This is a genomic window from Rickettsia endosymbiont of Halotydeus destructor (assembly GCF_049278075.1).
In the GTDB taxonomy this organism is placed as follows: domain Bacteria; phylum Pseudomonadota; class Alphaproteobacteria; order Rickettsiales; family Rickettsiaceae; genus Rickettsia.
Genome location: NZ_JAPNPB010000001.1, coordinates 374,189 through 397,755 on the forward strand (window position 1 = coordinate 374,189; position 23,567 = coordinate 397,755).

Consider the following 23,567-nt stretch of genomic DNA (forward strand, 5'->3'; position numbering starts at 1 on the left):
CTAGAAGAAAAGCAAATACAAGTAAAAATAAGCAAATAGTAAAAGCCAAAACTCAAAAAGAAAAAATTAAAGAAGTTACAAAGGCTTACGCAGGTGAAATTAGTAGAGGTAGGTTTGATGAGTGGAGATCAGTATCTAATATCAAGACAGAATCAGAACCTCAAGTAATGTTATATTATACTCGAAATCCTAACTACCAAATTGATAATCAACGAGTAACAAATTTAAAAGATGAAGTAAGCAAAGAAGAGGATATAACAGAAGAAGAAGCCTATAAATTACTAAAATTATATCTTGATGAATTAGGTATCTATAGTATGCAAATTAAACATAATTTTTCCTCAAATAAACAAGGAGCTGGAGGAAATATATGGTTACATCCTGATTGGGTAGGGATGGAAGTTCTTAATAAAAAATGGAGTAAACTGATCAAAGATTGTGCTAAATATCATGGAGGGAAGCAAGCAAGGCTTTGGTCTTTTGAAGTAAAAAAGAAAATAAGCCGTAGTAACGTAAGAGAGTTTTTCTTTCAAGCTTTATCAAATTCTTCATGGGCACATTATGGCTATTTAGCTGCTCCTATTCTAGATAACCCTGGAGATGATACTAGGCATGAACTCGAAATGTTATGCACTAGGCACGGAATAGGTTTTATTTTAATAAATACGATATTCCCTGAAGATAGTAAAATATTAATTCCTGCTAGAGAAAGATTTGATATAGATTGGAATATGGCTAATAGGTTAGCAGATGAAAATAAGGATTTTGAAAATTATCTCAATAAGGTTGATATGTTTTGTATGAAACCAGAAAAAAACGTGCTAGAAAATACCTGGTCTAATATTAATAAACTTAAAGAAAATATAATAAAAAGAAAAAATAACTACTAGCATTTTCTTATATTTATTAAATACAAATATAGGAAGCTTTTTGATTTGCTAATTATAGTAAATTAGTTTGAATTAGGAATAATTTCTATATCATCTTTTAATTTTTTTGAAACATATCTCATACCGTAACTGGACTACATTAGCGTTATTCGCTACCTCTCCAAAAAAATAAAATATTTCCTATAAATCATCCCTAATTCAAACTAATTCACTATAAATCTGCTCAATAACCCAATTTCCATTGTAATAAATATGGGTGCCTAATAACTATAGACCTCGTCATTGCGAAGCTGCGAAGTGGTTAGGCGTTGGTTGTAGGGCTCGATTTTCATCGTCATTGCGAGGAGATTCGTAGAATCGACGCGGCAATCCAGGAAAGAATAGCTAAAAATGCTATGAAACCTATTATTTCTAGATTGCCGCAGCCACTTCGTGGCTTCGCAATAACGTTTGGGGAGTACCCACGCAACAATACCTCCTCGCAATGACAAGTATAAATATATTATTCCGGTAAATATTTTACCAATATATAAGCTGGAATAAAGCAAAGAGTCGATAATATAAAAAAGCATGGCCACCCAAGATAAGTAGCATTAAGCCCTGATATACTGCCTAAAAATATAGGAGTAATAGAAGCAATAGAAGTTAATATCGCAATTTGCGTTATACAATATTTTTGAGTGCAGCACTTTAGTTGATAAGAAAAAAATGGGGCAAGTGTTAAGCCCATAGTAAATTGTTGAAGAAAAACTACTATATATAATGCTATAAGATCTTTGGCGCAGTAATAAAGAAATAAAAAAGATAAAGCGGATAAAGCGTGGCAAACTAATACTTTTCTGAATAACAACCGATAATCATATTTACGACATAAATACCCTCCTAAAAACCCCCCAAAAGTAGCAGCACACAAGCCTAAAGCTTTATAACCGAATGCAAGCTGTGTTTTTGAATAACCGATATCTACGTAAAACATGTTAGGCATAACGGACAGAAAGCTATCTTGTAACCTATAAAGTAGCATAAAGCTGACGATCAGAAGCCATTTAGGTTTTTTGATAAAATCGTGAAAAGCGGACAAAAATTTTGATCGATTTTGAAGAGTATTAGAATTATTAATATTAAAAGAATAAAAAATTATTAAGAATAATGATGGCAGACATAAAATTGCCATAATTCGATAAATACTTTCCCAGGAGATTATAGTCGATAAATATAATGCGCCGGAGCCTGCAACTAATATACCGATTCTAAATCCTGTAGTACAAGCTGCTTCGCTTAAGCCCCAATTTTTACTATTAACAAGTAATATTTGGGATGACTGAATAAGTATTCCATAGATGGAGGAAAAAAATCCTAAAATTATTAAAGATAGAGCAAATAATACAAAATTATTATCAGGTTTGAAAAATGTTAAAGCATATAAACATATAATACAACCAAGTAATGAAAGGATTAAGCAGTATTTATATCCTTGAGATACAAGCTTTGAAAAACTTATTTTTTCAAGCAATGGGCCCCATAAAAATTTAAATATGTGAAGGACGTTTACTAAACTAAAAAGCCCGATAGTTATTTTACTAAAACCAGATTCTCGAAGCCAAAATGACAAAGTAGAACCACTAAGTAAAAAAAATAATCCGGAAGGAAAAGTTATCGTTAAAATAAATAAAATACTAAAAGCAGGTTTTAGTTTTACAATAATAAAATTTATGAATTTAAACCTCGTTGTTGTTTATAGTTAATATTTTTGATGTCACTCTCGTGGGAGCGTTGTTGCGTAGATCGAATTTTAGCCGTCATTGCGATGGGAGGTACGTAGTCCCGACGTGGCAATCTAGTTCTTGTCATGCTGAACTTGATTCAGCATCTCTTGCAAAAGATCCTGAAATAAATTCAGGATGACTTAATTTTCTAGATTACTTCGCTTCGTTCGCAATGACGAGTTTTTATTATTTTACTGGATTGCCACGTCCTAACTACGACCCTTCTCGCAATGACGAGTATAAGTCTTTCCTGGATTCCCGTTTTCACGGGAATGACATCGAGTACGCTTTAACTGATCCGTTCAACAGTGCCTTTGTATAATATACTAGGATGCCTTGCTGTTCCTGTTACTACTATTAAAAGTTCTTTTACGAGAATTATCAAAAGCACCTGCCTTTCTTGGCGAATTATTTCTCGGGTTATTATCATCTCTCCTATTATTACCACCGAAAGATTTTCTACCATTATCAGTACCAAAAGGCTTTCTACGGTTATTTTTCCCCATAAGTTCGCTACGTTCAGTAGATTCTCCTTGATTTATTAAACGATCAATAGCTTTCCATCTCATAATATCATCAGGGCAAATAAATGATAAAGCATTACCTGTTGCGCCGGCTCTACCGGTTCTACCTATTCTATGTAAATAATCCTCTGGGCACATCGGCAAGTCATAATTAATAACATGCTGGGTATGAGGTATATCAAGACCACGAGCAGCGACATCCGTTGCTACCATTATTCTATGGCGTGACTGGCGGAAGGATAAAATTACCCGTTCACGTTGACGCTGACTTAAATCTCCATGAATAGCTTCCGCTTTATGGTTTTCTGATTTTAGCATCTTAGCCAACTGATCTGCCGAACGTTTTGTTTTAACAAAAATAATAACAGAACCGTCGCGAGTATCTAGCTGTTTTGTAAGTTCACCAAATTTTTCTCTATCCGATATCCTTAAAGATTCTTGTTTTATTTCCGGTGCGGCTTTATTAGCTGAACCTACGGTAATACGAACAGGATCCTTTAAATATTTTTGTGACAAGCTAACAATATGCTTGGGCATAGTAGCAGAAAACATTAAAACCTGTCTTTTTTCAGGAAGATATTTATTAATTTCTTCTAGCTGCTCTTTCATTCCCATATCAAGCATTCTGTCCATTTCGTCAAGTACTACTATACCGATACTATTTAGTTTTAAGGTACCGCGAGTTAAGTGATCGATAATTCTTCCTGGCGTTCCGATAACTACTTTAGGGTTGTTTTTTAGCTGTCTAAATTGCTCAGGCATCGGTTCACCGCCAATTAATACCGCACTACTCATTTTTAATTCTTTTGTTACGCTTTTTAAAGCATTGCATATTTGACTTGCTAGTTCTCTTGTCGGTACAAGCACTAAAGCAGTAGATTTAGTATTAATAAAGGAATTGATAATAGGTAATAGGTAGGCAAGGGTTTTTCCTGAACCTGTTTGACTAGAAGCAAGAATATCTGCTCCGTTCATCGCAAGCGGTATCGCCTGTTTTTGAATTTCAGTTGCGGTAGTGATGTTTATTTTTTCGAGTGATGAAATTAATTCATCGGGTAAATTAAAATTTTTCATTATATATAAATCCAATGTTAGTTATTTATAGTCAATTTCTCTAGGTTTGTAAGATAACGACCTCGCTATCCGATTTCTCTAGAATCGACTATATGATTAAGTTAGAATATGCACATTAATTAGCGCTGTTAATAAAATTAATTTTAAAGCTAATTAAAGCTTTTTGTTGTAAAAAATAAAAGTAATTATTCCTACAAAAATCTATTTAATTACCAATTTAAAAATTTTTTAGCAGTGCTTAGATTATGATAAATTATCCCTATATAAAAATCGTTGTATAGCATAAATTTTTAATACCATCTTAAAACAGAAGAGCAAAAATCATTTGAGCAAAGTAAATCAGCAGGTTTACTATATAATTTTACTTTTCAAATATCTCCTGAATTTCTATTTCTAACTAGAAATGATATAAAAAAAACAATTTGCCGATCCATGTAACAACTTTGCATTTAGTATTAAAGATAAGTTATTTTTTCATAATTTCAAAAAGACTTAATGTAATCTGTGAGATAAAATACATAATTTATTTAATAATACTTAAATAAGCTTAAATTTTTATCAAGTGCATAGTAAAAACTTATTCTTGAAAACTAAATTAGTATATTATGTATAAAAACAAAATATTTTATCTTGATGAAAATGACAAGGCTATCCAAAACTTAAGGTCTTGTTAACGTTAGTTTTGGATAACTGCTTTTGGTATTTTTAAGTATGTTTATTTAAGTTGGAGGTTAACAGCGGAAACTTTTCCTTTGTTATCTTCAAGATCATAACTTATAGCTTGGTCTTCGTTAAGATTACGAATTCCTGCTTCTTCAACAGCCGAGATATGGACGAACACATCTTTACTACCGTCATCCGGTTGAATGAACCCATAACCTTTTGTTGAATTAAACCATTTAACTTTACCTGTAGACATAAAAACCTTTATTAGATAGAAATTGCTTATCTGAATTTAATTGTAAAATCTTTAACAAAAATTTAGACTTATTACCGATTGATAACAGAAAATTATTTTGTTAAAAAGTGTACTTACATAAACTCATTATGTAATAACTACCTTATATTGTGCTACTTGTCAATAATATGCAAAAGAAATTTTTACTTTCTGACTTTAATTTAACATATTATTACTATTTTGTCACTATTAAAGTTAAACACTATTAAAGTTAAATAGCATAAATTTATAAAAGTACTTGCATTTTTATATTTTTTTTATTAGTCTGTCACCTTGAATTGTATACAGTATACAAATGCCCGCGTGATGGAATGGTAGACATAACGGACTTAAAATCCGTGGGGCGCAAGCCCTTGCCGGTTCAAGTCCGGCCGCGGGTACCATTAGCCAGTTTTTGGCAGCTCTATCTTACCACACCCCACATTACTTTAGTCATTTTTAATATCATCATTTCCTCTTTATTGGCTACTCTCTAGCACACAACTGCCACTTTTGTATTACAGTAGAAATTTTTTTACATTAATATTATTAATTATTTATATTATTTTAAATAAAACATGCTCTTATTAATTAAATGAAAATATTAATAGTTCAGTATGTCGAAAGCAGTAACTAATGATCTCACCAAACCTAAAGAATTAAAAGCCCTTTATATATTGGGGCCTAACATGCGTCCTAATCCTCAAGTTTTAGAGCTGTATAACAGAGAAGATTGCTTGGTAATAGGAGATGGAAAAAAAGAAATTAAAATAAATGATATAGCAAAAGCGCTCAAAAAGCAGAATTTGCAAATAGGAGCTAATACTAGAACTGATATTTCAGCTCATGGTCTAAGAAATAATAAAGAGCATACTTTATCTTTAGAAAATGTGGAAATTAAAACAAAAGATTTTTTACAACAATTACAAGAATTGTCACTATCTAGTCCCTTATATGTTCACATATGGTCATGTTATGGAGGAACCGCAAACAAAGATATAAAAGTTTTAAAACCCGGCAGCATAATAGTAACACATATAAAATCCAGTTACACTGAACTTACAGACTGTGGATATTTCTCTCTTCTGCATTCTCTTACTCGTTATATAAAAGATAATAGTTTAACTCCTCATTTGCAGTATCTTTATGATCAGCTGGAAAATTATCAGGCTACCACTTTTAATCAAAAAGAGAATGATAATAACATTATAAAATTCAAAACTATTCGCAACCCTGCAGAAGGTTCAAGCGCTAATATAATTTCCAATATTTTACAAAAAAAAGTTTCTGAGGAAGAATTGCATAAGGAATTACAAAATTATTTAAATTTTGAAGAAAAACGTTTTTATGAATTAGTAGGAAAATATTTAACTTCTGAAGATATTGAAAAATTTCAGAGTTATATCGGTAATATTACTAATGAAAATGTTAAAAATTATATTGCAGGTACATTAACAAATTTAGTTAATTCCGTTGCTGGAGGCGCAATCATCAAATCTAAAATCGAAATAAGGGCTATTTTAACTAATATACTAAATAATTTAGATACTGAGTTAATAAACCGGAGTATTTTAAATATTACGCCTTTGTGGGTTGCTGTTTGGAGTAACAATTTAGATTTGGTTAAAGCTTTATTAGATAAAGGAGCAGACCCTAATACCATATATACGATAGGCGTATCAGTGTTATATAATGCCTGTAGTAAAGATTTTAATGAGGTAGCAAAATTATTATTAAATCAACCAGAAATCAACCCTAATTTTCATCCTAATATAAACGCTATACCTTTAATGAGTGCATGCGCTAGAGAAAATTTAGAATTAGTAGAAATTTTACTGCAAAAAGGAGCTTCTCCCAACTGTGTAAATAGTAAAAAGAATACGCCATTAATTACAGCTTGTAATAATAATTCTACAAAAATAGTAGAGCTTTTGTTAGAGAAAGGAGCAAATCCTAATTCAGTAGGCCTTAAAGGGCTTATTCCATTAATTATAGCTTGTAATAATAATTCTACAGGGATAGTAAAGAGTTTATTAAATAAAGGAGCAGACCCTAATGTTAGCGATCCGCTAGGGAATACCCCTTTATTTGTCGCCTATAAATATCATTCTTCAAAAATAACTGCAATGTTATTAGAAAAAGGAGCAAATCCTAATATTTTTGATCATAATACAGGTGCTACCCTCTTATACAGTACATGTAATTATGGAGATGCTAGAATAACAGAACTTCTAATAAAATATAAAGTTGATCTTAATTTACCTAATGTTGATGGCTCTACTGCCTTGTTTACTGTATGCGACCAAGGTGATTTGAGGTTGGCAAAACTTTTATTAAAAAATGGAGCTGACATAAATAAATCTAATAAAAATGGTGAAACCCCTTTACTTTTAGCTTGCAGGAGCGGAAATTTAGAATTAGTAAAACTTTTAATAGAAAAGGGAGCAAATTTAGAAATAGAAAACAGCAAGAATAATCTTATAGCTACTGCTGAAAAATATAGAAATATGAAACTAAAAGCATTTTTGGAGGAAAAAATTAATGGAAGTAAAGAATTAATCAACCTTGATAACCCAGGCAACTTATTCTATTTTGGCCCTCCCCCTAAAAATTCTAGACCTTATAAAAGCCTACCTATTAATAAACAACCTGAAGGAATAAACCAGCAGAATGAGAGAACATGGGTAAAATCATTAAATACTAATCTATCATCAAGCCTTGCGCGGCATAATTTTTTTCAGCAAAATCCTGGTGCTACTAATAAAGCATTAAAGGAGATAAATTTAGTAATAGACACAGCGCTAGAAAGAATAGAAAAGGTAAATCATGTCGGTAATCAGGAAAGTGTACAAATAAGAAACGCCTTATCTGATGTGCTTAAAGAAATGCCTATTGATAATTTAATACAAAATAAAAAAGAAATAGCAAATTTAATTACTGAAGAATTAAAAGCTAATAGAACAATTGATAATAACAACAATAATACGGAGTATAAAATTTCTACAGAAAACTTAATAAAAATAAAAAGGCGGTTACTAATTACGTATGGTCATAAAGTACAATCACAAATAGCAAATACTACCAGAAATATTAAAGCAACTAAATGGCAAAGCTATATTAAAGATAATTCAGGTAAAGATAATAAAGGCAGAGGTTAAGAATAAGAAAATTCCTCTCCTGTTAAATCTACGGGATATTTTTTTAAATAATCTTCCTCAAAATCTGTAAAACTTTCTGTAGATAATGATTCGGTAGTGTGGTATCCATTAATTATCTTTTCTAAAAACATTTTTACTGGTTTATTTGTAAAATACTCATATTCTTCTAGGAATTCATTAAGAATTTCTAACTTTTTAATATATCCTGCTAAAGCTTCTTTATCGTTTTTAACATGACTAACTTCTAAAACTTCTAATTTTAATTTTACAAACTCTTCTAAAAATTTAATATATTTGTCTTTATCATGATTAATAAATCCTATTGATTTAATAAACGTAGTTGGAGACTCGTCTATTATTATATCCATATCAAGAATAATATCTATCGTTCTAAAATCTTCATCAAAAAATGCCATTTCAAGTTTGATCAAATCTTTAAGTTTAGTATTACTTTTTTTTACTAGATGCGGGATAAATTTACTAAACTCTCCAAGTTTATTAAACTTTACAGTAAAATCAGCATTATGTTTTAATAGTATTTTCACTCCTTCTAAATTCTGAGTGCGAGTAAGTATCTCAATAAGTCGCTCGCCTTTATCATTTTCAGCATCTACATTAAAACCGATAGAAAGCAAAAACTCCAGCCGTTTCATACTATTTTGTTCAATTGCTCTAAATAAAGATGCTTCTTTTGCTTTTTCGGGTAACATTTAAAATTTCTATTAGTAAATTAAATATTAATAAATAAATTATATTAGCTAAAATGTCAATAAACAGTATGGTCTTAATTAATTTGGACTCACCTGTTTGCCTCGATCCATTAAAAGTTTTAGCGATTTGCTTATAGTTCTGGCGTGTAAGAAAGGCATTGCTCAAGTAATTTCTTTAAGCTATTATAGTGAACAAATTATATATCTGGTGTATGTTCATAATTAGTGATACTCCTCTGCCACCGTCATTGCAAGCAAAGCAATCTAGCTATTTTTTCTAGACTGCCACGTCGATTTTATGAATCTCCTCGCAATGACGGTGTTATAGTGAAATATATTAAATTATACATACCCTGGGTAACTCTTATTACATTAATTATATTTATTGATTTATATGTTTATTCAAACTGAAAATACTCCTAATCCAAATGCCATTAAATTCTTTCCGGGGTTGCAGGTTAGTCCTGAACAGCCGATATTTTTTAGTGAATTGCCTGAGGTAAAAGGAAAAAGTAAATTAGCGGAATTATTATTCGGGATAATTAATGTAAAATCAGTATTTTTCGGTAGCGATTTTATTACTATTACCAAGCATGATGAAGGGAATTGGCAAACATTAAAGCCAGAAATTTTAATGGTTATTATGGATCATTTCATTGCTGGTTTTCCGGTGTTTGATGATTCAAGCGTACCTGTAGATATCGCTGATAAATATAATACCGAAAATCTTTCCGAAATTGAAAAACAGATTATAGAAATTATTGAAACCAGAGTCCGTCCATCTGTTGCTATGGATGGCGGTGATATAGTCTATAAAGGATTTGAAAATGGTATAGTAAAGCTGGAGCTTCACGGATCGTGTGCCGGATGTCCGAGTTCTAGTATTACTTTAAAAAACGGTATCGAATCAATGCTAAAACATTTTGTCCCGGAAGTTGAAGCAGTTGAAGCGGTAGACGAAGAGTAAAGCTTAAATATATCTTTATTATGGGACTTATACTAGAGCCATTTAGAAAAGCAGCTTAAAGTGTAAAGAAGTTTACAGAGCCATACAAAAACGTCCATTCTTTATTATAAAAAATTTTTTTAAGAAATGCTTATCTATAGATATATAGTAAATTATGCTTAAAGTTAAAAAGTAAAAAAATCCTTTGCTTTTTAACTAAATAGTAATATCTTCCTTTAAATTTTTTAAAGGAGTAAATTTATGAAAGAAAAAGAATTACCGTTGTTATTGCAAAGAATTAATAGCCGTTGTGAAGCAAAAGAAGTTGAAGAGATATTAAGTAAAGGTGTTAATATTAATGCTACTGATGAAGTAGGGAAGAATGCTTTACATTATTCTGTATTAAATTATTTAGATGTTTATGCTGACATAATTAAAGTTTTAATAAAAGATGGAATCAATATTAATCATTCAGATGCCCCAGGTAATACACCATTATATTATGCAGCTCATCTGAGGAATAATATAGTTGTAAAGCTTTTAATAGAAAATGGCGCTAAAATTAATATTACTAATACACAAGGTAAAAAGCCTATAGATATTATACAAGATCGCACAGAAGAGACAGCACAAATATTAAATATAGCAGAATTAGTAGACCAATTTGTTGAAGGGAAAGAATTAAACAAAATAAATATTAAGTTATTAGATGATCAATGGGGCAAGGGAATATTTTTAAATAGGTTACAAAATATTATTGATAATAAAGGATTGCCATATGATTTAGATGCACAAAAATATAGCGGTACAATATCTTCTGAACTTTCTAATAAAATAGAAGAAAAAATTAGTCTATACTCCGAAGCTAATGAAAATTTAAATATATTAGAAGCTAATCTTCTTAATCGCTGTGAAGATTTGTCACCGGTGCCTATAAGTTTACTTAAAAACCAAAAATTCTTTCTTCAGGAGGAAGGTGAAAAATTAGAACATTTTTATAACTCTAATTCACAATTTAAAATACCAGGGAATTATTTACTTGATCTGGTAAATAATCATTATCAAACATTTATTGACTTTATTACTGCTCCAGAGGGAAGGGTTATTTTACAACAATTACTAAATATTAGTAATGAAAATAAGGTTAATAAAAATATAAAAGATACAATAAAGCGTATAGCACATCACTGGGAAAATATTGAGTTAAATACTGACTTTTTAAGTAAGTATAGTCTCAAAGAAACTACAGAAATGCTTTTAGGAGATGAAGTTAAGTCTATAGGAGACAAAAATGGATTTATAGAAGAAGAATAAATAGCTCTAATATTTTAGGGTAAAAAATTGTCCTGAAATATTTCTTGTCCGGGTTTTGCGTACGATTTCTCACCAATTTACTGTTTTAAAATTTGTAGCAGAAAAGAGTTAGAAATCGTACACAGCCGGCGTTGTTGCGTGGATATCCCACGCGTCATTGCGAGCGACTATAGGGAGCGCGGCAATCCAGAAAATAATAAATTGCATAATATTTTTTTCTAGATTGCCACGTCGGGGCTACGCCCCTCCTCGCAATGACGGTGTTTTTGCAACAACGCCTACACAGTCTGAAAAGTCTTAATCTCGTTTCTTCCTTAAAAAAGCCGGTATATCGTGAATATCCGATTCCGGTTTAGTCTCTCGGTTATCGTCTGAGGTAACTATAATATTCTTAGTTCTTTCAGGAGTTTGGGAATTCGGAGTTCTCAAAGAATTCCACATTCTGCCTAAAAATGAAGATTTTGAAGCTTCTTCTATCGGTTTATTTGCCGTATTTACCGGCAAGCTTTGAGTATTTTCTGTTAAATCCTGTAAAGAATTCTCTATGACTGTTTCTTCAATATTATACTGATTAAACTCAGGGATTTCTTCTATCTCTGTCGAGTGTGATATATTCTCGATATTTTTACTTTCCTGCGATGTTAAAGTAATTGAAGCTTTTGAAGCTATTATTTTATCAGCATCAATGCCTGTTGCTACAACCGATACCCTAACAAGGCCGTTTAATTCGGGGTTAAAGGTTGAACCGAAAATAATATTTGCTTCCAAGTTATCAACTTCTTCCCTAATTCTGTTAGCTGCATTATCAACTTCAAATAAAGTCATGTCGGAACCGCTAATGTTAATTAACACTGCTTTAGCGCCACGCATTGAGCTGTGATCAAGCAAAGGATTTGAGATCGCTGCTTCTGCTGCTTTAATAGCTCTATCTTCTCCGGTTGCTTCACCCGTACCCATCATTGCTTTACCCATTTCGCTCATTATGGCTCTAATATCGGCGAAATCAAGGTTAATAAGTCCCGGCATAATCATTAAATCCGTTATACCTCGGACTCCTGCATGAAGTACATCATCTGCCATTTTGAAAGCATCAGCAAATGTTGTTTGCTCGTTTGCTATACGAAATAAATTTTGATTTGGTATGACAATTAAGGTGTCGACGAATTGCTGTAATTCTATCAGCCCTTTATCGGCTGTTTTCATACGATGACCGCCTTCAAAATGGAAAGGTTTAGTCACTACGCCGACCGTAAGAATACCTAATTCCTTAGCAATCTTGGCAATAACTGGTGAAGCGCCCGTACCGGTGCCACCGCCCATACCGGCGGTAATAAATACCATGTTACTACCTTCTAAATAACTGCGAATTTCATTCTCCGATTCTTGAGCGGCCATAGCCCCGACTTCCGGTGATGCTCCTGCTCCAAGACCTCTGGTAGTTGTGACGCCTAGCTGGATTTTATTGTTACATAAGGAATGCTCAAGCGATTGGGCATCAGTATTGGCTACCACAAAATTAGCACCTTGTAGCTTAGAAGTGATCATATTATTTACTGCGTTACTGCCGGCTCCGCCTATGCCGAAAACCGTAATAACCGGCTTAAGTACTATATTTTCTGGTGCTTTAATGCCTAGGTTCATAATTATTTTTTACCTGATAAGTATTTTTGCTTAAGTATAATAAAAATTAAGCAATATTTCTATAGTCTTTTATGAAAAATGCGGATTATTTTCCTTTAATAATAGTACGCCGTTATTATGACATGCTTTAATTAATGCTTTATCGTTAGTAGCTATAGGAAGTCCCTCATGTATGGCAGTTAATAAATAAGTTGTATCATATGAAGTAAGATTGTTATTTCTTGCGGTTTGGGTAATTTCATGTATAGAAAAATTAAAATTTGATATGTTAAGAGGTAGAGAATTATATAAATCTATAAATTTAACGGTATCGGCTATATGTAATCTATTACGTTTTTCTGATACCAATAATGTATTAGTTATTTCAAGTTTCCAAAGAGAAGGTACTATAGCTCCGTGCTTCATACAATAATTTAACACAAATTTTGAATATTCATTATTCTCATCTTCAAAACACCATGTTATAGCTATAGAACAATCTAGTATAAAAGAGAGATTATTCATCTTTTGCCTTCATCTCTAAGCTCATTAATAGTATAAGGTGCCAATGTCTTGCCTTTACTAAATTCAGCAAATTTTTCTACAATATTTTCTATTTTAGGTCTTGTCGTGATTGGTATAAGTAGGGCAACTGGTGTATTGTGTTTACATATAGTAATCTTCTCACCGTCTTGTACACGTTGTATAAGGTTTGAAAAATGAGTTTTTGCTTCAAATAAATTAATTTGATTAGGTAGATGTTGTTTCATATAGATAATATAATAAATTAAACTAGTTCAATACTAGTCTATTTTGCTAATATTGTCAACCATATTTTCAGCTACTACTATTTTATCAAATTCTTCTGCCGATAATAAGTTTAATTGTAGTGCCGCTTGCTTTAAAGTTATTCCTTGCTTATAAGCTTCCTTGGCAATTTTTGCTGCATTATCATAACCGATATGAGGGTTAAGAGCAGTAACTAACATAAGAGATTGATCACGTAAATTATTAATTCGTTCTATATTAGGTTCAAGGCCTTTTATACAATGAGTGACAAAGCTATTAACGCTATCCGAAAGTAACTCGATAGACTGTAGAATATTATATATAATTACGGGCTTAAAAACATTCAGTTCAAGATGACCGTTTGAGCCGGCAATCGTCACGGTTACATGATTACCCATTACCTGCGTACACACCATTGTTAAAGCTTCGACTTGTGTCGGATTAACTTTACCGGGCATAATAGAAGAGCCTGGCTCGTTTTCCGGTAGATGTAGCTCACCGAATCCGCACCTTGGACCTGAACCAAGTAATCTTACATCATTGGCTATTTTCATTAAACTAACGGCTATCGTGTTAAGTGTGCCAGAAAATTCTACTAGCGCATCATGAGCGGCCAGTGCTTCAAATTTGTTAGGAGCTGTTTTAAAAGGATGTTTAGTATACTCGGCTACTTTCTCGGCAAATTTTATATCAAATCCTGCAGGTGAATTTATACCTGTCCCGACTGCCGTTCCGCCTTGCGCAAGTAAATAAACTTTTTTAAGGGCGTCCTCTATCCGTTCTAACGCATAAGCGATTTGAGTAATATAACCGGAGAATTCTTGTTTTAAAGTTATCGGAGTAGCATCCTGCAGATGGGTGCGCCCTATCTTAATAATTTTATCCCAATTTTGTGATTTATCTTGCAAACTCGTTAATAAATTTGTAAGTGCCGGTATTAATTGTTCTTTTGTTGCAAGCACGGTTGCTATATGCATGCTGGTTGGAAAAGAGTCATTTGACGATTGTCCATTATTAACATGATCGTTGGGATGAACAGGGGATTTACCGCCTTTTTTGCCTGTTAATTCTTCATTAGCAATAGAGGCTATCACTTCATTCATATTCATGTTTGTCTGTGTACCTGATCCGGTTTGCCATATTACTAACGGAAAATTATCGTTAAATTCGCCACTTAAAATCCTATCGGTAGCTTTGTATATTGCGGCTGCTATTTTAAGTTCAAGGCTACCTAATTCTTGATTAGTGAGTGCTGCACATTTTTTTAAAATCGCTAAAGAGCGAATTAAAACCAAAGGCATTTTCTGCCCACCTATCTTGAAATTTTCTAAGGATCTCTGAGTTTGAGCGCCCCAATAAAATTGCTCTTCTATTTTAATCTCGCCGAACGAATCTGTTTCTGTTCTGTAATTTTTCATATATTGTTTAATTTTTTCGTAAAATGATCGCTTATTAGCTGTAGGCCTAATTGTTTACATAATTTTGCAAAACTATAATATAATTTATCTTTTAATGAAAAAGTTATTAAGCTATTAGAAAGAAAGGTTAAGGTATTATTTAACATAATATCACGATTAAAATTATAGAATTTCTGCCATTGATGTATTTCAGGATCGTTAGACAAAGCATTATGTGGGTAGTTTATATTTTCAATCACTGCCTTACCTTGATAAATATCAAATGTTATTTCGTCAATTAAATTTTTGTCTTTTAAATTACTAATTATATCATCCAAAAATTTACCAAGAATTGCTTTGGTCAGTATTTGCTCTTTTTGTTCTTTTATAAGCTTGTCTACTTGCTGTTCAAAATTTTCAATAATTTTTTTATTTTGTTCTGCATTTTCCTGCATGACGTACTCTTATTGAGGTTATTGTTTATTGTAAAGAAATTTATGAACTTGCGTAAAGCGTGTTATAGACGCTGTTACCAGTATCTCTATATTAGTATAATATCAATTAAATAGGATTTAAATATTATTTTACAGTAGCTTATTCTTTACCTGCAAGTAAATAAAAAATGAACTAAAAATAATATTTATTTAGAATGTTTTATATATAGTGAATGAAAGACTATAGAAGCGGCATTTGATACGTTAAGGCTTTCTACCTTGTTTGAAATAGGTATTTTCACTAAATAATCGCACGTTTCTCGTACCAATTTTCTTATTCCTTTATCTTCTGAGCCAAGTACTACAACGATTTTATCTGAAAGTAATTTATCGTTAAAAGAATTTACCCCTGCGGCATCGAGACCGACAATCCAAAAACCTTGTTTTTTTAGATATTCCATAGTCATACGTAAATTAGTAACTTTTATAATTTGAACTAATTCCAAAGTACCTGATGCGGCTTTAGCAATAGTCGCATTTTCGTCTGGAGAATTATCTGAAGGTAATATTATCGTATTAATTTCAAAGCCGGCGGCGCTACGAATAATCGCGCCAATATTTTGAGGATCGGTTATTTGATCAAGAATCGCAATTTTACAATTTGGATTAGTGGCGTCAATATCCTTAATATTATCAGAAAAAATAGTTTTAACTTTAGCTGCTATTCCTTGATGTACTTGGTTTAAACCTAAATATTTAGAGAAATCATTGTTAGCTATGATTTTGTAAGGGTGTAGGCTTATTAATTCCTTATTATTTTTAAAAATGTCATCCGTGCACAAAATACTGTCAATTTGACGTTTTGGATTTTTAAGAGCTGAATATACCGGGTGTTTTCCGTAAAGATAATAAAAGTTTTTAGAGGGGGTCTCTTTATTTCGCATGTTATTAAAAACCTAGAACAATTTATTCTTGACATAAGTTACTATTTATTATAGAAACTTACAACTAAATAAACGTGCTAGCTGCTATTTGTTTATTTGATGATTCGGCAAAAGATTTTTTTATGTCCTAATACTAATTTCTATTGTGCTTTACAGTGAATTAGTCTATTTATACGGTAAAGTTCTTTAGGAGGGGTGGCCGAGTGGTCAATGGCAGCAGACTGTAAATCTGCCCGCGTAAGCGTACGAAGGTTCAAATCCTTCTCCCTCCACCATACTAAAAGGTTTAGGGGAGCTATCGGTCGTTTTTCAATAATATTATTTTTGAAAAATGATTGGTAATGCGGGTGTAGTTCAATGGTAGAACTCCAGCCTTCCAAGCTGGTCGCGTGGGTTCGATTCCCATCACCCGCTCCAGACATTTAGTAATAAAGTTTGTGAAGATTTAGCAAGATAAATAAATATACACTTTAAAAAAATCAATTTGTATTAAAACTTAAAAAAATTGTAGAGAGTAAATAATATGGCAAAAGCAAAGTTTGAAAGAAATAAACCACACGTTAATATAGGTACTATCGGTCACGTGGATCACGGTAAAACTTCTTTAACGGCGGCAATAACAATAGTGCTTGCCAAAGAAGGTGGAGCAAAGGCAACAGCTTACGATCAAATCGATGCAGCTCCTGAAGAGAAGGAGAGGGGTATAACAATCTCTACTGCACACGTAGAATATGAGACTAAAGCTAGGCATTATGCTCACGTAGATTGTCCGGGCCATGCCGATTATGTAAAAAATATGATAACGGGTGCTGCTCAAATGGATGGAGCAATACTGGTAGTTTCTGCTGCCGACGGCCCAATGCCTCAAACAAGAGAGCATATATTATTAGCTAAGCAGGTGGGTGTTCCAGCTATGGTTGTCTTTTTAAATAAAGTGGATATGGTTGATGATCCTGATTTGCTTGAATTAGTTGAAATGGAAGTAAGAGAGTTATTATCAAAGTACGATTTTCCTGGTGATGATATACCTTTTATTAAGGGTTCTGCACTCCAAGCATTAGAAGGTAAGCCTGAAGGAGAAAAAGCTATTCATGAATTAATGACTGCCGTAGATAGTTATATTCCTCAGCCAAAAAGAGAAACTGAGAAGCCATTCTTAATGCCGATAGAAGATGTGTTTTCTATTTCTGGAAGGGGTACTGTTGTAACTGGTAGGATTGAAGCGGGTGTAATAAAAGTCGGTGAAGCTATAGAGATAGTTGGAATAAAAGATACTCAAACTAGTACTTGTACTGGGGTGGAAATGTTTAGAAAGCTTCTTGACAGCGGTGAAGCAGGGGATAATGTAGGTATATTATTACGCGGAACAAAGAAAGAAGATGTACAACGAGGGCAAGTGCTAGCTAAACCAGGTAGTATAACTCCACATGATGAATTTCAAGCTGAGGTATACGTGCTTAGTAAAGAAGAGGGGGGGCGTCATACTCCATTTACTAATAATTATCGTCCGCAATTCTATTTTAGAACAACGGATGTTACTGGTACGATAGAATTACCGACTGATAAGCAGATGGTTATGCCTGGAGATAATGCTAATTTTAAAGTTAAGTTAATTTCTCCGATTGCTATGCAAGAAGGTCTAAAGTTTTCTATTCGCGAAGGTGGTAGGACGGTTGGAGCAGGAGTTGTATCAAAAATTATAAAATAAGTTGTTTCATAAATGCTCGTTATCCTATATAATAAGCATTTATTATTTTGAGATATATCAAACACATTACTAATAGTGTTGTTTTGGGTAATCTTGCTGTTTGTAAATAAGGTTTACTAAATGAAAAATAGTCAAAAAATCAAGATTCGTTTAAAGTCATTTGATCATCGTATTCTTGATCAAGCTACGAAAGAAATAGTCGGTGCTGTTAAAAGAACTGGTGCTGATGTTAGCGGGCCTATTCCTTTACCAAGAATGATTGAAAGATTTACCGTAAATAGATCTCCTCACGTGCATATAAAATCAAGGGAACAATTCGAGATTAGAACCCAGAAAAGATTGCTTATTATTAGCTATCCAACCCCGCAAACCGTTGATGCTTTAAAGAAAGTTGATTTGCCTGCAGGTATTGATGTTGAGATTAAATTAGAGAGTGGGGAGTAATGAGAACTGGTATAATCGCCCAAAAAATTGGTATGACTTCAGTATTTAACGAAAAGGGAGAAAGGGTTACTCTTACCTTGGTAAAAGTTGATAACTGTCAGGTTGTTGCGCATAAAACTGAAGAAAAGCATGGGTATAATGCTATAGTTATTGGCATAAAAGATAAAAAAATATCGAGAGTAACCAAGCCTCTAAAACAAATATTTGCTAATGCTAAAATAGCTCCTAAAGTCAAACTAAAGGAATTTAGAGTTTCCAAAGACAATTTTATTGATATAGCTGCTAATTTAGAGGTGGATCATTTTGCTGCCGGTCAATTTATTGACGTGTCAGGAACTACTATAGGTAAAGGTTTCGCTGGTAGTATGAAAAGGCATAATTTTAGAGGGCTTGAGGCTTCTCATGGTGTGTCGATATCTCATCGTTCTCACGGTTCTACGGGAGGAAGACAAGATCCGGGTAAAGTTTTTAAAAATAAAAAAATGGCTGGGCATATGGGGTGTCAAAAAATTACCATTCAGAATCTGAGAGTATTTGGAGTCGATAAAGAGCGTGGTGTTATTATGATTAGTGGTAGTATTCCTGGTTCCAAAGGTTCTTACCTTTGTATTAAAGACGCAGTAAAGAAGGTTTTGATAGTTATATAACAGATTTAAGAAAATAAATTAAAGAATTGCCGTGTGATTTGTAAACGCAAGGGAGCATAGGTAATAACTATAAAGAGCAAAAGCCTGGGATGTTGTCGGTGTATGGAAGTATTTATACCGATGCAATCAATTTTTTACCCTGAATCTAATAAAAAATACTGACATAAATTTAGTATAACATTTTTTTCAGCGTGTTCGCAATTACGGTTTCTAGAGTTATAGAAGATTATATAGGTTAAACAAACATGAAGACTAAAATATTAAATCTTGCAAATGAAGAAGTAGGCGAGGTTAATTTAGATGAAGATATATTTGCTTTAGAATTCATCAGGGAAGATATTATAAAGCTTGTTATTGATTGGCAGCGTGTTAAGGTAATGTCTGGTACCCATCAAACTAAAACGGTATCAGGGGTATCCGGTACTACGAAAAAGCCGTTTAAGCAGAAAGGTACAGGTAACGCAAGGCAGGGTTCATTACGGTCTGCTCAAATGCGCGGCGGTGGTGTAGCTCACGGTCCAGTATCCAGAAGTCATGCAACAAAATTACCTAAAAAAGTCAGAAAGCTTGGGTTAATGCATGCTTTGTCAGGAAAATTGGCTGAAGGAAAATTATTGATAATAAATTCTTTAAAGTTAGATGAGCCGAAAACTTCTGTTCTTGCTAATATATTAAATAAATTTCAGGGAAAAAGTTTTTTTGTAATTGACGGAAATGAGGTTGACGTTAACTTTTCTCTGGCGGCAAAAAATATACATAATACCGTGGTGGTTCCACAAATAGGAGCAAACGTTTACGATATAATACGTCATGAATATGTGTTGATGTCAAAAGAGGCGGTAGATGTTTTAGAAAAGAGGTTAAAATGAATTCTTATAAACATTACGACTTAATTAGAAGGCCGGTTATAACGGAAAAAACTACTGCCCTTTCTGAGCAGAATAAGTTTACTTTTTATGTAGATCAGGTTGCTAAAAAACCCTCAGTTAAAAAAGCTATTGAAGAAATATTTAAAGTAAAAGTTAAAAAAGTTAATATTTTAAATGTGAAAGGCAAGAAGAAAAGGTTTAAAGGGTTTAACGGGTGTCAATCTGATAGGAAGAAAGCTATTGTGACATTGGAAAAAGATCATACTATTGATTTTACTGGAGGAATTAAATAAAATGGCTTTAAAGAAATTTAACCCAGTCACCCCTTCACTTAGAGAGTTAATACAAGTTGATAAAGCTAGTCTTTGGAAAGGCGATCCTTTTAAGCCTTTAACTAAAGGAATAACTAAAACTGGTGGAAGAAATAATCAAGGTAGAATTACATCGTGGCATCGAGGCGGCGGGCATAAAAAGTTATATCGTCTTATTGATTTTAAAAGAAATAAATTAGATGTATTTGCTACCGTTGAAAGAATAGAGTATGATCCGAACCGTACTGCTTTTATTGCGTTAATTAAATTTGAAGACGGTGAATATTCTTATATTCTAGCTCCGCAAAAATTATCTATAGGTGAGAAAATAATATCTAGCAAAGAGGCCGATATCAAAATTGGTAATTGCCTGCCTTTAAGATTTATTCCTGTTGGAACTACTTTGCATAATGTTGAAATGAAAATAGGTAAAGGCGGTCAGATTGCAAGATCGGCTGGTACTTCGGTAGATTTGGTGGGTAAAGATTCGGGATATGCGCAAATTAAGCTTAGGTCGGGTGAATTTAGATTAATACTTTTAGATTGTAAAGCTACTATAGGCGTTGTTTCCAACTCGGATCAAAAAAATATTAACTTAGGAAAGGCCGGCAGAAATAGATGGTTAGGGCGTAGGCCACATGTCAGAGGAGTAGCTATGAATCCGGTTGATCATCCACATGGCGGCGGCGAAGGTAAAACTTCCGGCGGGCGTCATCCCGTTACTCCTTGGGGATTCCCGACTAAAGGTAAAAAGACTCGTAAAAATAAATCTACTTCAAAGTTTATTATCAAAAAAAGAAAGTAATTAAAATTAGGTATTAGTTATGGCGCGTTCGGTTTGGAAAGGGCCTTTTGTAGACGGTTATTTAATAAAAAAAGTACATAAGTTAATGGAATCCGGTAAATCAGAAATGATTAAAACCTGGTCCAGAAGGTCAACTATCTTACCTTTTTTTGTCGGTTTTACATTTTCGGTACATAACGGAAATAAGTTTATACCGGTTTCCGTGAGTGAAGAAATGGTTGGAAGAAAATTAGGGGAATTTGCGCCGACTCGAACATTCTACGGTCATGGAGCAGATAAAAAAGTTAAAAGAAAATAAATTATATTATATGGCACAAGTAAGTAAAAATTTTGCTACGGCAAAAGCTAAATCTATTAGAGTTAGTCCAAGAAAGTTAAATTTAGTTGCGGCTTCTATCAGAAATATGAAAGCTTCGCAAGCATTAGTGCAGCTAACTTTTTCACCGAAGCGAATTGCGCACGATGTAAAGAACTGTTTGAATTCTGCGATTGCTAATGCTGAAAATAATTTAGGTCTGGATATAGATAGATTAGTTATTACAAGTGTTACGGTCGGTAAAGCTTTAGTAATGAAAAGAGTGATGCCAAAAGCTAAAGGACGGGCAGCTCGAATTAATAAATTTTTTAGTAATCTCTATATTACTGTTACAGAAAAAGAGGAGAATTAAAATGGGACAAAAAATTTGCCCGCATGGTTTTAGAGTTGGACCAACATTAATTAAAGGATGGGATTCAGTATTATATGCTGAAAAACATTATAAGACTCTTTTTATACAAGATATAAGGATGAGAGAATTAATAAATAAAAATTATACTCAAGCTCAAGTTAGTCGGGTACTTATTGAAAGGCCTTCAAATAAAAGTGTTATAATTAATATTTATGCAAAAAAGCCGAATATCATTATCGGTAAAAGCGGTAGTGAGATTGATAAATTAAAAAAGACTATAGAAAAAATGGCTTCTTTAAAAGAAGTTTATATTAATATTCATGAAGTAAGAAAATCTAATATTGATGCTCCAATAGTTGCGCAAAATATTGCTTCACAACTTGAAAAAAGAGTTTCCTTTAGAAAAGCAATGAAGACAGCTATTCAAGCTTCTTTCAAGCAAGGAGGACTTGGTATAAGAGTTAGTTGTTCAGGGCGTCTTGGTGGAGCTGAAATTGCCAGAACGGAATGGTATAGAGAAGGAAGGGTCCCTTTGCATACCTTAAGAGCCGATATTGATTATTCAACGGCAGAAGCTATAACTACTTACGGAGTTATAGGCGTAAAGGTTTGGATTTACAAAGGTGAGTACACCGAAAATAAAAAATATAATTAATTTTAAAGTGCAAAAATGTTAGCTCCAAAAAAACAAAAATTTAGAAAAGCTCATAAAGGACGAGTCACTTCAAAAGCAAAATCAGGTACTATGCTTGCTTTTGGTTCTTTTGGATTAAAATCTATAGATGGTTGGCGAGTGACTGCAAGGCAAATAGAGGCAGCAAGAAAAGCAGCAACCAGATGTATGAAAAGACAAGGTAGGTTGTGGATAAAAATCTTTCCTGATTTGCCCGTTTCTAAAAAGCCAGCAGAAGTAAGAATGGGTAAAGGTAAAGGAGCGCCAGAATTTTTTGCAGTAAGAGTTTCTCCTGGAAGAATTATGTTTGAAATTGAAGGAGTGGAAGAAAATATAGCCCTTAGAGCTTTAGAGCTTGCTAGCGCTAAACTACCGGTAAGAACAAAGATAGTGAGACGTTATGACTAATTTAAAATCCTTTAAAAAAGAGCTGGCTCCTAAAACTATGGAGGAGCTTAACAAAAATCTTATTGATTTAAAAAAAGAATTATTTAATTTAAGGTTTCAACAGACTTTAGGAGAATTGAAAAACACAAGTAGGTTTTCTTTTGTTAAAAAATCAATTGCGCGTATTAAGACCGAATTAACCAAAAGATCTGAGAGCGAGGAATATTAAAATGCCAAAAAGAATCTTACAAGGCGTTGTAGTGAGTTCAAAGGCTGATAAAACTATTACAGTAAAAGTAGAGCGTAAATTTCAGCATCCAATTTATAAAAAATTCGTAAAAGTATCTAAAAAATATGCCGCTCACGATCCTGAAAATAAATTTCAGGATGGAGATAAAGTTAATATAGTAGAAAGCCGTCCTATCTCAAAAACAAAAACATGGATAGTATTGAATGACGATTATATCGAAAGTAATTAAATTTGCGTACTAGGTAATAAGTAGTAAATCCTGTAAGTAATAGGTAAAACGAAATTAATAACGTAAACAGGTT

At 32.8% G+C, this 23,567-nt stretch carries 26 protein-coding genes and 3 tRNA genes; 19 read left to right on the top strand and 10 right to left on the bottom strand.

The window, feature by feature from the left end; all coding sequences use genetic code 11:
• Window positions 1-167: 167 nt before the first annotated feature.
• Window positions 168-890: a hypothetical protein gene (locus tag OTR29_RS01675; protein WP_422228928.1), complete on the top strand. Its 723-nt coding sequence runs from the start codon at window positions 168-170 to the stop codon at window positions 888-890.
• Between the two features lie 502 nt (window positions 891-1,392).
• Here the strand turns inward: OTR29_RS01675 and OTR29_RS01680 are convergent.
• The 3 genes from OTR29_RS01680 to OTR29_RS01690 all read right to left on the bottom strand — a co-directional run bounded on the left by OTR29_RS01680 (window position 1,393) and on the right by OTR29_RS01690 (window position 5,173).
• Entirely contained in the window at window positions 1,393-2,604 is a 1,212-nt protein-coding gene (locus tag OTR29_RS01680; RefSeq protein ID WP_422229060.1) for an MFS transporter, read from the bottom strand.
• 378 nt (window positions 2,605-2,982) lie between these two features.
• Window positions 2,983-4,254, bottom strand: a complete 1,272-nt coding sequence (locus tag OTR29_RS01685) for a DEAD/DEAH box helicase (RefSeq protein WP_422228929.1) — start codon at window positions 4,252-4,254, stop codon at window positions 2,983-2,985.
• A gap of 715 nt (window positions 4,255-4,969) precedes the next feature.
• Complete coding sequence (locus tag OTR29_RS01690) at window positions 4,970-5,173, bottom strand: cold-shock protein (RefSeq protein ID WP_422228930.1); 204 nt, start codon at window positions 5,171-5,173, stop codon at window positions 4,970-4,972.
• Window positions 5,174-5,509: 336 nt separating this feature from the next.
• Between OTR29_RS01690 and OTR29_RS01695 the strand changes: the two genes are divergently transcribed.
• Together OTR29_RS01695 and OTR29_RS01700 are read left to right on the top strand one after the other, a co-directional pair.
• Window positions 5,510-5,595 (top strand) — tRNA-Leu (locus OTR29_RS01695).
• A 213-nt stretch (window positions 5,596-5,808) separates the two neighbouring features.
• On the top strand, window positions 5,809-8,349 hold the full coding sequence (locus OTR29_RS01700; protein WP_422228931.1) for an ankyrin repeat domain-containing protein: 2,541 nt from the start codon (window positions 5,809-5,811) through the stop codon (window positions 8,347-8,349).
• On the opposite strand, the gene OTR29_RS01705 is transcribed toward OTR29_RS01700, so the two are convergent.
• Entirely contained in the window at window positions 8,346-9,059 is a 714-nt protein-coding gene (locus tag OTR29_RS01705; protein WP_422228932.1) for a hypothetical protein, read from the bottom strand. The two genes, OTR29_RS01700 and OTR29_RS01705, sit on opposite strands and share 4 nt — an antisense overlap.
• Before the next feature lie 394 nt (window positions 9,060-9,453).
• Here OTR29_RS01705 and OTR29_RS01710 point away from each other — a divergent pair, with 394 nt between their 5' ends.
• Window positions 9,454-10,026 (top strand): NifU family protein, encoded by a 573-nt coding sequence (locus OTR29_RS01710; RefSeq protein ID WP_422228933.1) that lies wholly within the window; start codon window positions 9,454-9,456, stop codon window positions 10,024-10,026.
• A 240-nt stretch (window positions 10,027-10,266) separates the two neighbouring features.
• Complete coding sequence (locus OTR29_RS01715; protein WP_422228934.1) at window positions 10,267-11,319, top strand: ankyrin repeat domain-containing protein; 1,053 nt, start codon at window positions 10,267-10,269, stop codon at window positions 11,317-11,319.
• 297 nt (window positions 11,320-11,616) lie between these two features.
• Here OTR29_RS01715 and ftsZ read toward each other — a convergent pair whose 3' ends face one another.
• From ftsZ to rlmB, 6 genes are all read right to left on the bottom strand, one after another.
• On the bottom strand, window positions 11,617-12,960 hold the full coding sequence (gene ftsZ / locus OTR29_RS01720; RefSeq protein ID WP_422228935.1) for a cell division protein FtsZ: 1,344 nt from the start codon (window positions 12,958-12,960) through the stop codon (window positions 11,617-11,619).
• Between the two features lie 69 nt (window positions 12,961-13,029).
• Complete coding sequence (locus OTR29_RS01725) at window positions 13,030-13,464, bottom strand: type II toxin-antitoxin system VapC family toxin (RefSeq protein WP_422228936.1); 435 nt, start codon at window positions 13,462-13,464, stop codon at window positions 13,030-13,032.
• Complete coding sequence (locus OTR29_RS01730) at window positions 13,461-13,709, bottom strand: type II toxin-antitoxin system Phd/YefM family antitoxin (RefSeq protein ID WP_422228937.1); 249 nt, start codon at window positions 13,707-13,709, stop codon at window positions 13,461-13,463. Before OTR29_RS01730 ends, OTR29_RS01725 begins: the two co-directional genes overlap by 4 nt.
• A gap of 33 nt (window positions 13,710-13,742) precedes the next feature.
• Window positions 13,743-15,146, bottom strand: coding sequence for a class II fumarate hydratase (fumC, locus tag OTR29_RS01735; protein ID WP_422228938.1), 1,404 nt, complete (start codon window positions 15,144-15,146; stop codon window positions 13,743-13,745).
• The gene (locus tag OTR29_RS01740; protein WP_422228939.1) at window positions 15,143-15,580 is read right to left on the bottom strand and encodes a hypothetical protein; all 438 of its coding nucleotides are present in this window, start codon (window positions 15,578-15,580) and stop codon (window positions 15,143-15,145) included. The genes fumC and OTR29_RS01740 overlap by 4 nt, the downstream gene beginning before the upstream one ends.
• A 185-nt stretch (window positions 15,581-15,765) precedes the next feature.
• Window positions 15,766-16,503 (bottom strand): 23S rRNA (guanosine(2251)-2'-O)-methyltransferase RlmB, encoded by a 738-nt coding sequence (gene rlmB, locus OTR29_RS01745; protein WP_422228940.1) that lies wholly within the window; start codon window positions 16,501-16,503, stop codon window positions 15,766-15,768.
• 189 nt (window positions 16,504-16,692) lie between these two features.
• Between rlmB and OTR29_RS01750 the strand changes: the two genes are divergently transcribed.
• From OTR29_RS01750 to rpsQ, 14 genes are all read left to right on the top strand, one after another.
• A tRNA-Tyr gene (locus tag OTR29_RS01750) sits at window positions 16,693-16,778 on the top strand.
• 68 nt (window positions 16,779-16,846) lie between these two features.
• Window positions 16,847-16,920 (top strand) — tRNA-Gly (locus OTR29_RS01755).
• Window positions 16,921-17,026: 106 nt separating this feature from the next.
• Window positions 17,027-18,211, top strand: a complete 1,185-nt coding sequence (gene tuf / locus OTR29_RS01760) for an elongation factor Tu (protein WP_422228941.1) — start codon at window positions 17,027-17,029, stop codon at window positions 18,209-18,211.
• Window positions 18,212-18,331: 120 nt separating this feature from the next.
• Window positions 18,332-18,655 carry a 30S ribosomal protein S10 gene (gene rpsJ / locus OTR29_RS01765; RefSeq protein WP_341789527.1) on the top strand — a complete coding sequence of 108 codons (324 nt, stop codon included), beginning with the start codon at window positions 18,332-18,334 and terminating at the stop codon, window positions 18,653-18,655.
• On the top strand, window positions 18,655-19,302 hold the full coding sequence (rplC, locus tag OTR29_RS01770) for a 50S ribosomal protein L3 (protein WP_422228942.1): 648 nt from the start codon (window positions 18,655-18,657) through the stop codon (window positions 19,300-19,302). The genes rpsJ and rplC overlap by 1 nt, the downstream gene beginning before the upstream one ends.
• 245 nt (window positions 19,303-19,547) lie before the next feature.
• Complete coding sequence (gene rplD, locus OTR29_RS01775; protein WP_422228943.1) at window positions 19,548-20,171, top strand: 50S ribosomal protein L4; 624 nt, start codon at window positions 19,548-19,550, stop codon at window positions 20,169-20,171.
• Window positions 20,168-20,464: a 50S ribosomal protein L23 gene (rplW, locus tag OTR29_RS01780; RefSeq protein WP_422228944.1), complete on the top strand. Its 297-nt coding sequence runs from the start codon at window positions 20,168-20,170 to the stop codon at window positions 20,462-20,464. Before rplD ends, rplW begins: the two co-directional genes overlap by 4 nt.
• 1 nt (window position 20,465) lies before the next feature.
• The gene (gene rplB, locus OTR29_RS01785) at window positions 20,466-21,287 is read left to right on the top strand and encodes a 50S ribosomal protein L2 (RefSeq protein WP_422228945.1); all 822 of its coding nucleotides are present in this window, start codon (window positions 20,466-20,468) and stop codon (window positions 21,285-21,287) included.
• A 19-nt stretch (window positions 21,288-21,306) separates the two neighbouring features.
• A complete protein-coding gene (gene rpsS, locus OTR29_RS01790; RefSeq protein WP_253308017.1) occupies window positions 21,307-21,585 on the top strand; it encodes a 30S ribosomal protein S19 in 279 nt (92 codons plus the stop codon).
• Window positions 21,586-21,595: 10 nt separating this feature from the next.
• Window positions 21,596-21,955 (top strand): 50S ribosomal protein L22, encoded by a 360-nt coding sequence (gene rplV, locus OTR29_RS01795; RefSeq protein ID WP_422228946.1) that lies wholly within the window; start codon window positions 21,596-21,598, stop codon window positions 21,953-21,955.
• A 1-nt stretch (window position 21,956) separates the two neighbouring features.
• Entirely contained in the window at window positions 21,957-22,610 is a 654-nt protein-coding gene (rpsC, locus tag OTR29_RS01800) for a 30S ribosomal protein S3 (protein WP_422228947.1), read from the top strand.
• A 15-nt stretch (window positions 22,611-22,625) separates the two neighbouring features.
• Window positions 22,626-23,036 carry a 50S ribosomal protein L16 gene (gene rplP / locus OTR29_RS01805; protein ID WP_422228948.1) on the top strand — a complete coding sequence of 137 codons (411 nt, stop codon included), beginning with the start codon at window positions 22,626-22,628 and terminating at the stop codon, window positions 23,034-23,036.
• Complete coding sequence (rpmC, locus tag OTR29_RS01810) at window positions 23,029-23,244, top strand: 50S ribosomal protein L29 (protein WP_422228949.1); 216 nt, start codon at window positions 23,029-23,031, stop codon at window positions 23,242-23,244. Before rplP ends, rpmC begins: the two co-directional genes overlap by 8 nt.
• Window position 23,245: 1 nt before the next feature.
• The gene (rpsQ, locus tag OTR29_RS01815; RefSeq protein ID WP_422228950.1) at window positions 23,246-23,494 is read left to right on the top strand and encodes a 30S ribosomal protein S17; all 249 of its coding nucleotides are present in this window, start codon (window positions 23,246-23,248) and stop codon (window positions 23,492-23,494) included.
• Window positions 23,495-23,567 lie beyond the last annotated feature (73 nt).

Coding starts and splice junctions, on each gene's coding strand:
- rpsJ (WP_341789527.1), top strand. CDS start 18,332: ATGAAAAATAGTCAAAAAATCAAGATTCGTTTAAAGTCATTTGATCAT.
- OTR29_RS01685 (WP_422228929.1), bottom strand. CDS start 4,254: ATGAAAAATTTTAATTTACCCGATGAATTAATTTCATCACTCGAAAAA.
- OTR29_RS01690 (WP_422228930.1), bottom strand. CDS start 5,173: ATGTCTACAGGTAAAGTTAAATGGTTTAATTCAACAAAAGGTTATGGG.
- rplD (WP_422228943.1), top strand. CDS start 19,548: ATGAAGACTAAAATATTAAATCTTGCAAATGAAGAAGTAGGCGAGGTT.
- tuf (WP_422228941.1), top strand. CDS start 17,027: ATGGCAAAAGCAAAGTTTGAAAGAAATAAACCACACGTTAATATAGGT.
- fumC (WP_422228938.1), bottom strand. CDS start 15,146: ATGAAAAATTACAGAACAGAAACAGATTCGTTCGGCGAGATTAAAATA.
- rplW (WP_422228944.1), top strand. CDS start 20,168: ATGAATTCTTATAAACATTACGACTTAATTAGAAGGCCGGTTATAACG.
- rlmB (WP_422228940.1), bottom strand. CDS start 16,503: ATGCGAAATAAAGAGACCCCCTCTAAAAACTTTTATTATCTTTACGGA.
- OTR29_RS01740 (WP_422228939.1), bottom strand. CDS start 15,580: ATGCAGGAAAATGCAGAACAAAATAAAAAAATTATTGAAAATTTTGAA.
- rpsQ (WP_422228950.1), top strand. CDS start 23,246: ATGCCAAAAAGAATCTTACAAGGCGTTGTAGTGAGTTCAAAGGCTGAT.
- OTR29_RS01730 (WP_422228937.1), bottom strand. CDS start 13,709: ATGAAACAACATCTACCTAATCAAATTAATTTATTTGAAGCAAAAACT.
- OTR29_RS01710 (WP_422228933.1), top strand. CDS start 9,454: ATGTTTATTCAAACTGAAAATACTCCTAATCCAAATGCCATTAAATTC.
- rplV (WP_422228946.1), top strand. CDS start 21,596: ATGGCACAAGTAAGTAAAAATTTTGCTACGGCAAAAGCTAAATCTATT.
- OTR29_RS01705 (WP_422228932.1), bottom strand. CDS start 9,059: ATGTTACCCGAAAAAGCAAAAGAAGCATCTTTATTTAGAGCAATTGAA.
- OTR29_RS01725 (WP_422228936.1), bottom strand. CDS start 13,464: ATGAATAATCTCTCTTTTATACTAGATTGTTCTATAGCTATAACATGG.
- rpsC (WP_422228947.1), top strand. CDS start 21,957: ATGGGACAAAAAATTTGCCCGCATGGTTTTAGAGTTGGACCAACATTA.
- rplC (WP_422228942.1), top strand. CDS start 18,655: ATGAGAACTGGTATAATCGCCCAAAAAATTGGTATGACTTCAGTATTT.
- rplP (WP_422228948.1), top strand. CDS start 22,626: ATGTTAGCTCCAAAAAAACAAAAATTTAGAAAAGCTCATAAAGGACGA.
- OTR29_RS01675 (WP_422228928.1), top strand. CDS start 168: ATGTTATATTATACTCGAAATCCTAACTACCAAATTGATAATCAACGA.
- ftsZ (WP_422228935.1), bottom strand. CDS start 12,960: ATGAACCTAGGCATTAAAGCACCAGAAAATATAGTACTTAAGCCGGTT.
- rplB (WP_422228945.1), top strand. CDS start 20,466: ATGGCTTTAAAGAAATTTAACCCAGTCACCCCTTCACTTAGAGAGTTA.
- rpsS (WP_253308017.1), top strand. CDS start 21,307: ATGGCGCGTTCGGTTTGGAAAGGGCCTTTTGTAGACGGTTATTTAATA.
- OTR29_RS01715 (WP_422228934.1), top strand. CDS start 10,267: ATGAAAGAAAAAGAATTACCGTTGTTATTGCAAAGAATTAATAGCCGT.
- rpmC (WP_422228949.1), top strand. CDS start 23,029: ATGACTAATTTAAAATCCTTTAAAAAAGAGCTGGCTCCTAAAACTATG.
- OTR29_RS01700 (WP_422228931.1), top strand. CDS start 5,809: ATGTCGAAAGCAGTAACTAATGATCTCACCAAACCTAAAGAATTAAAA.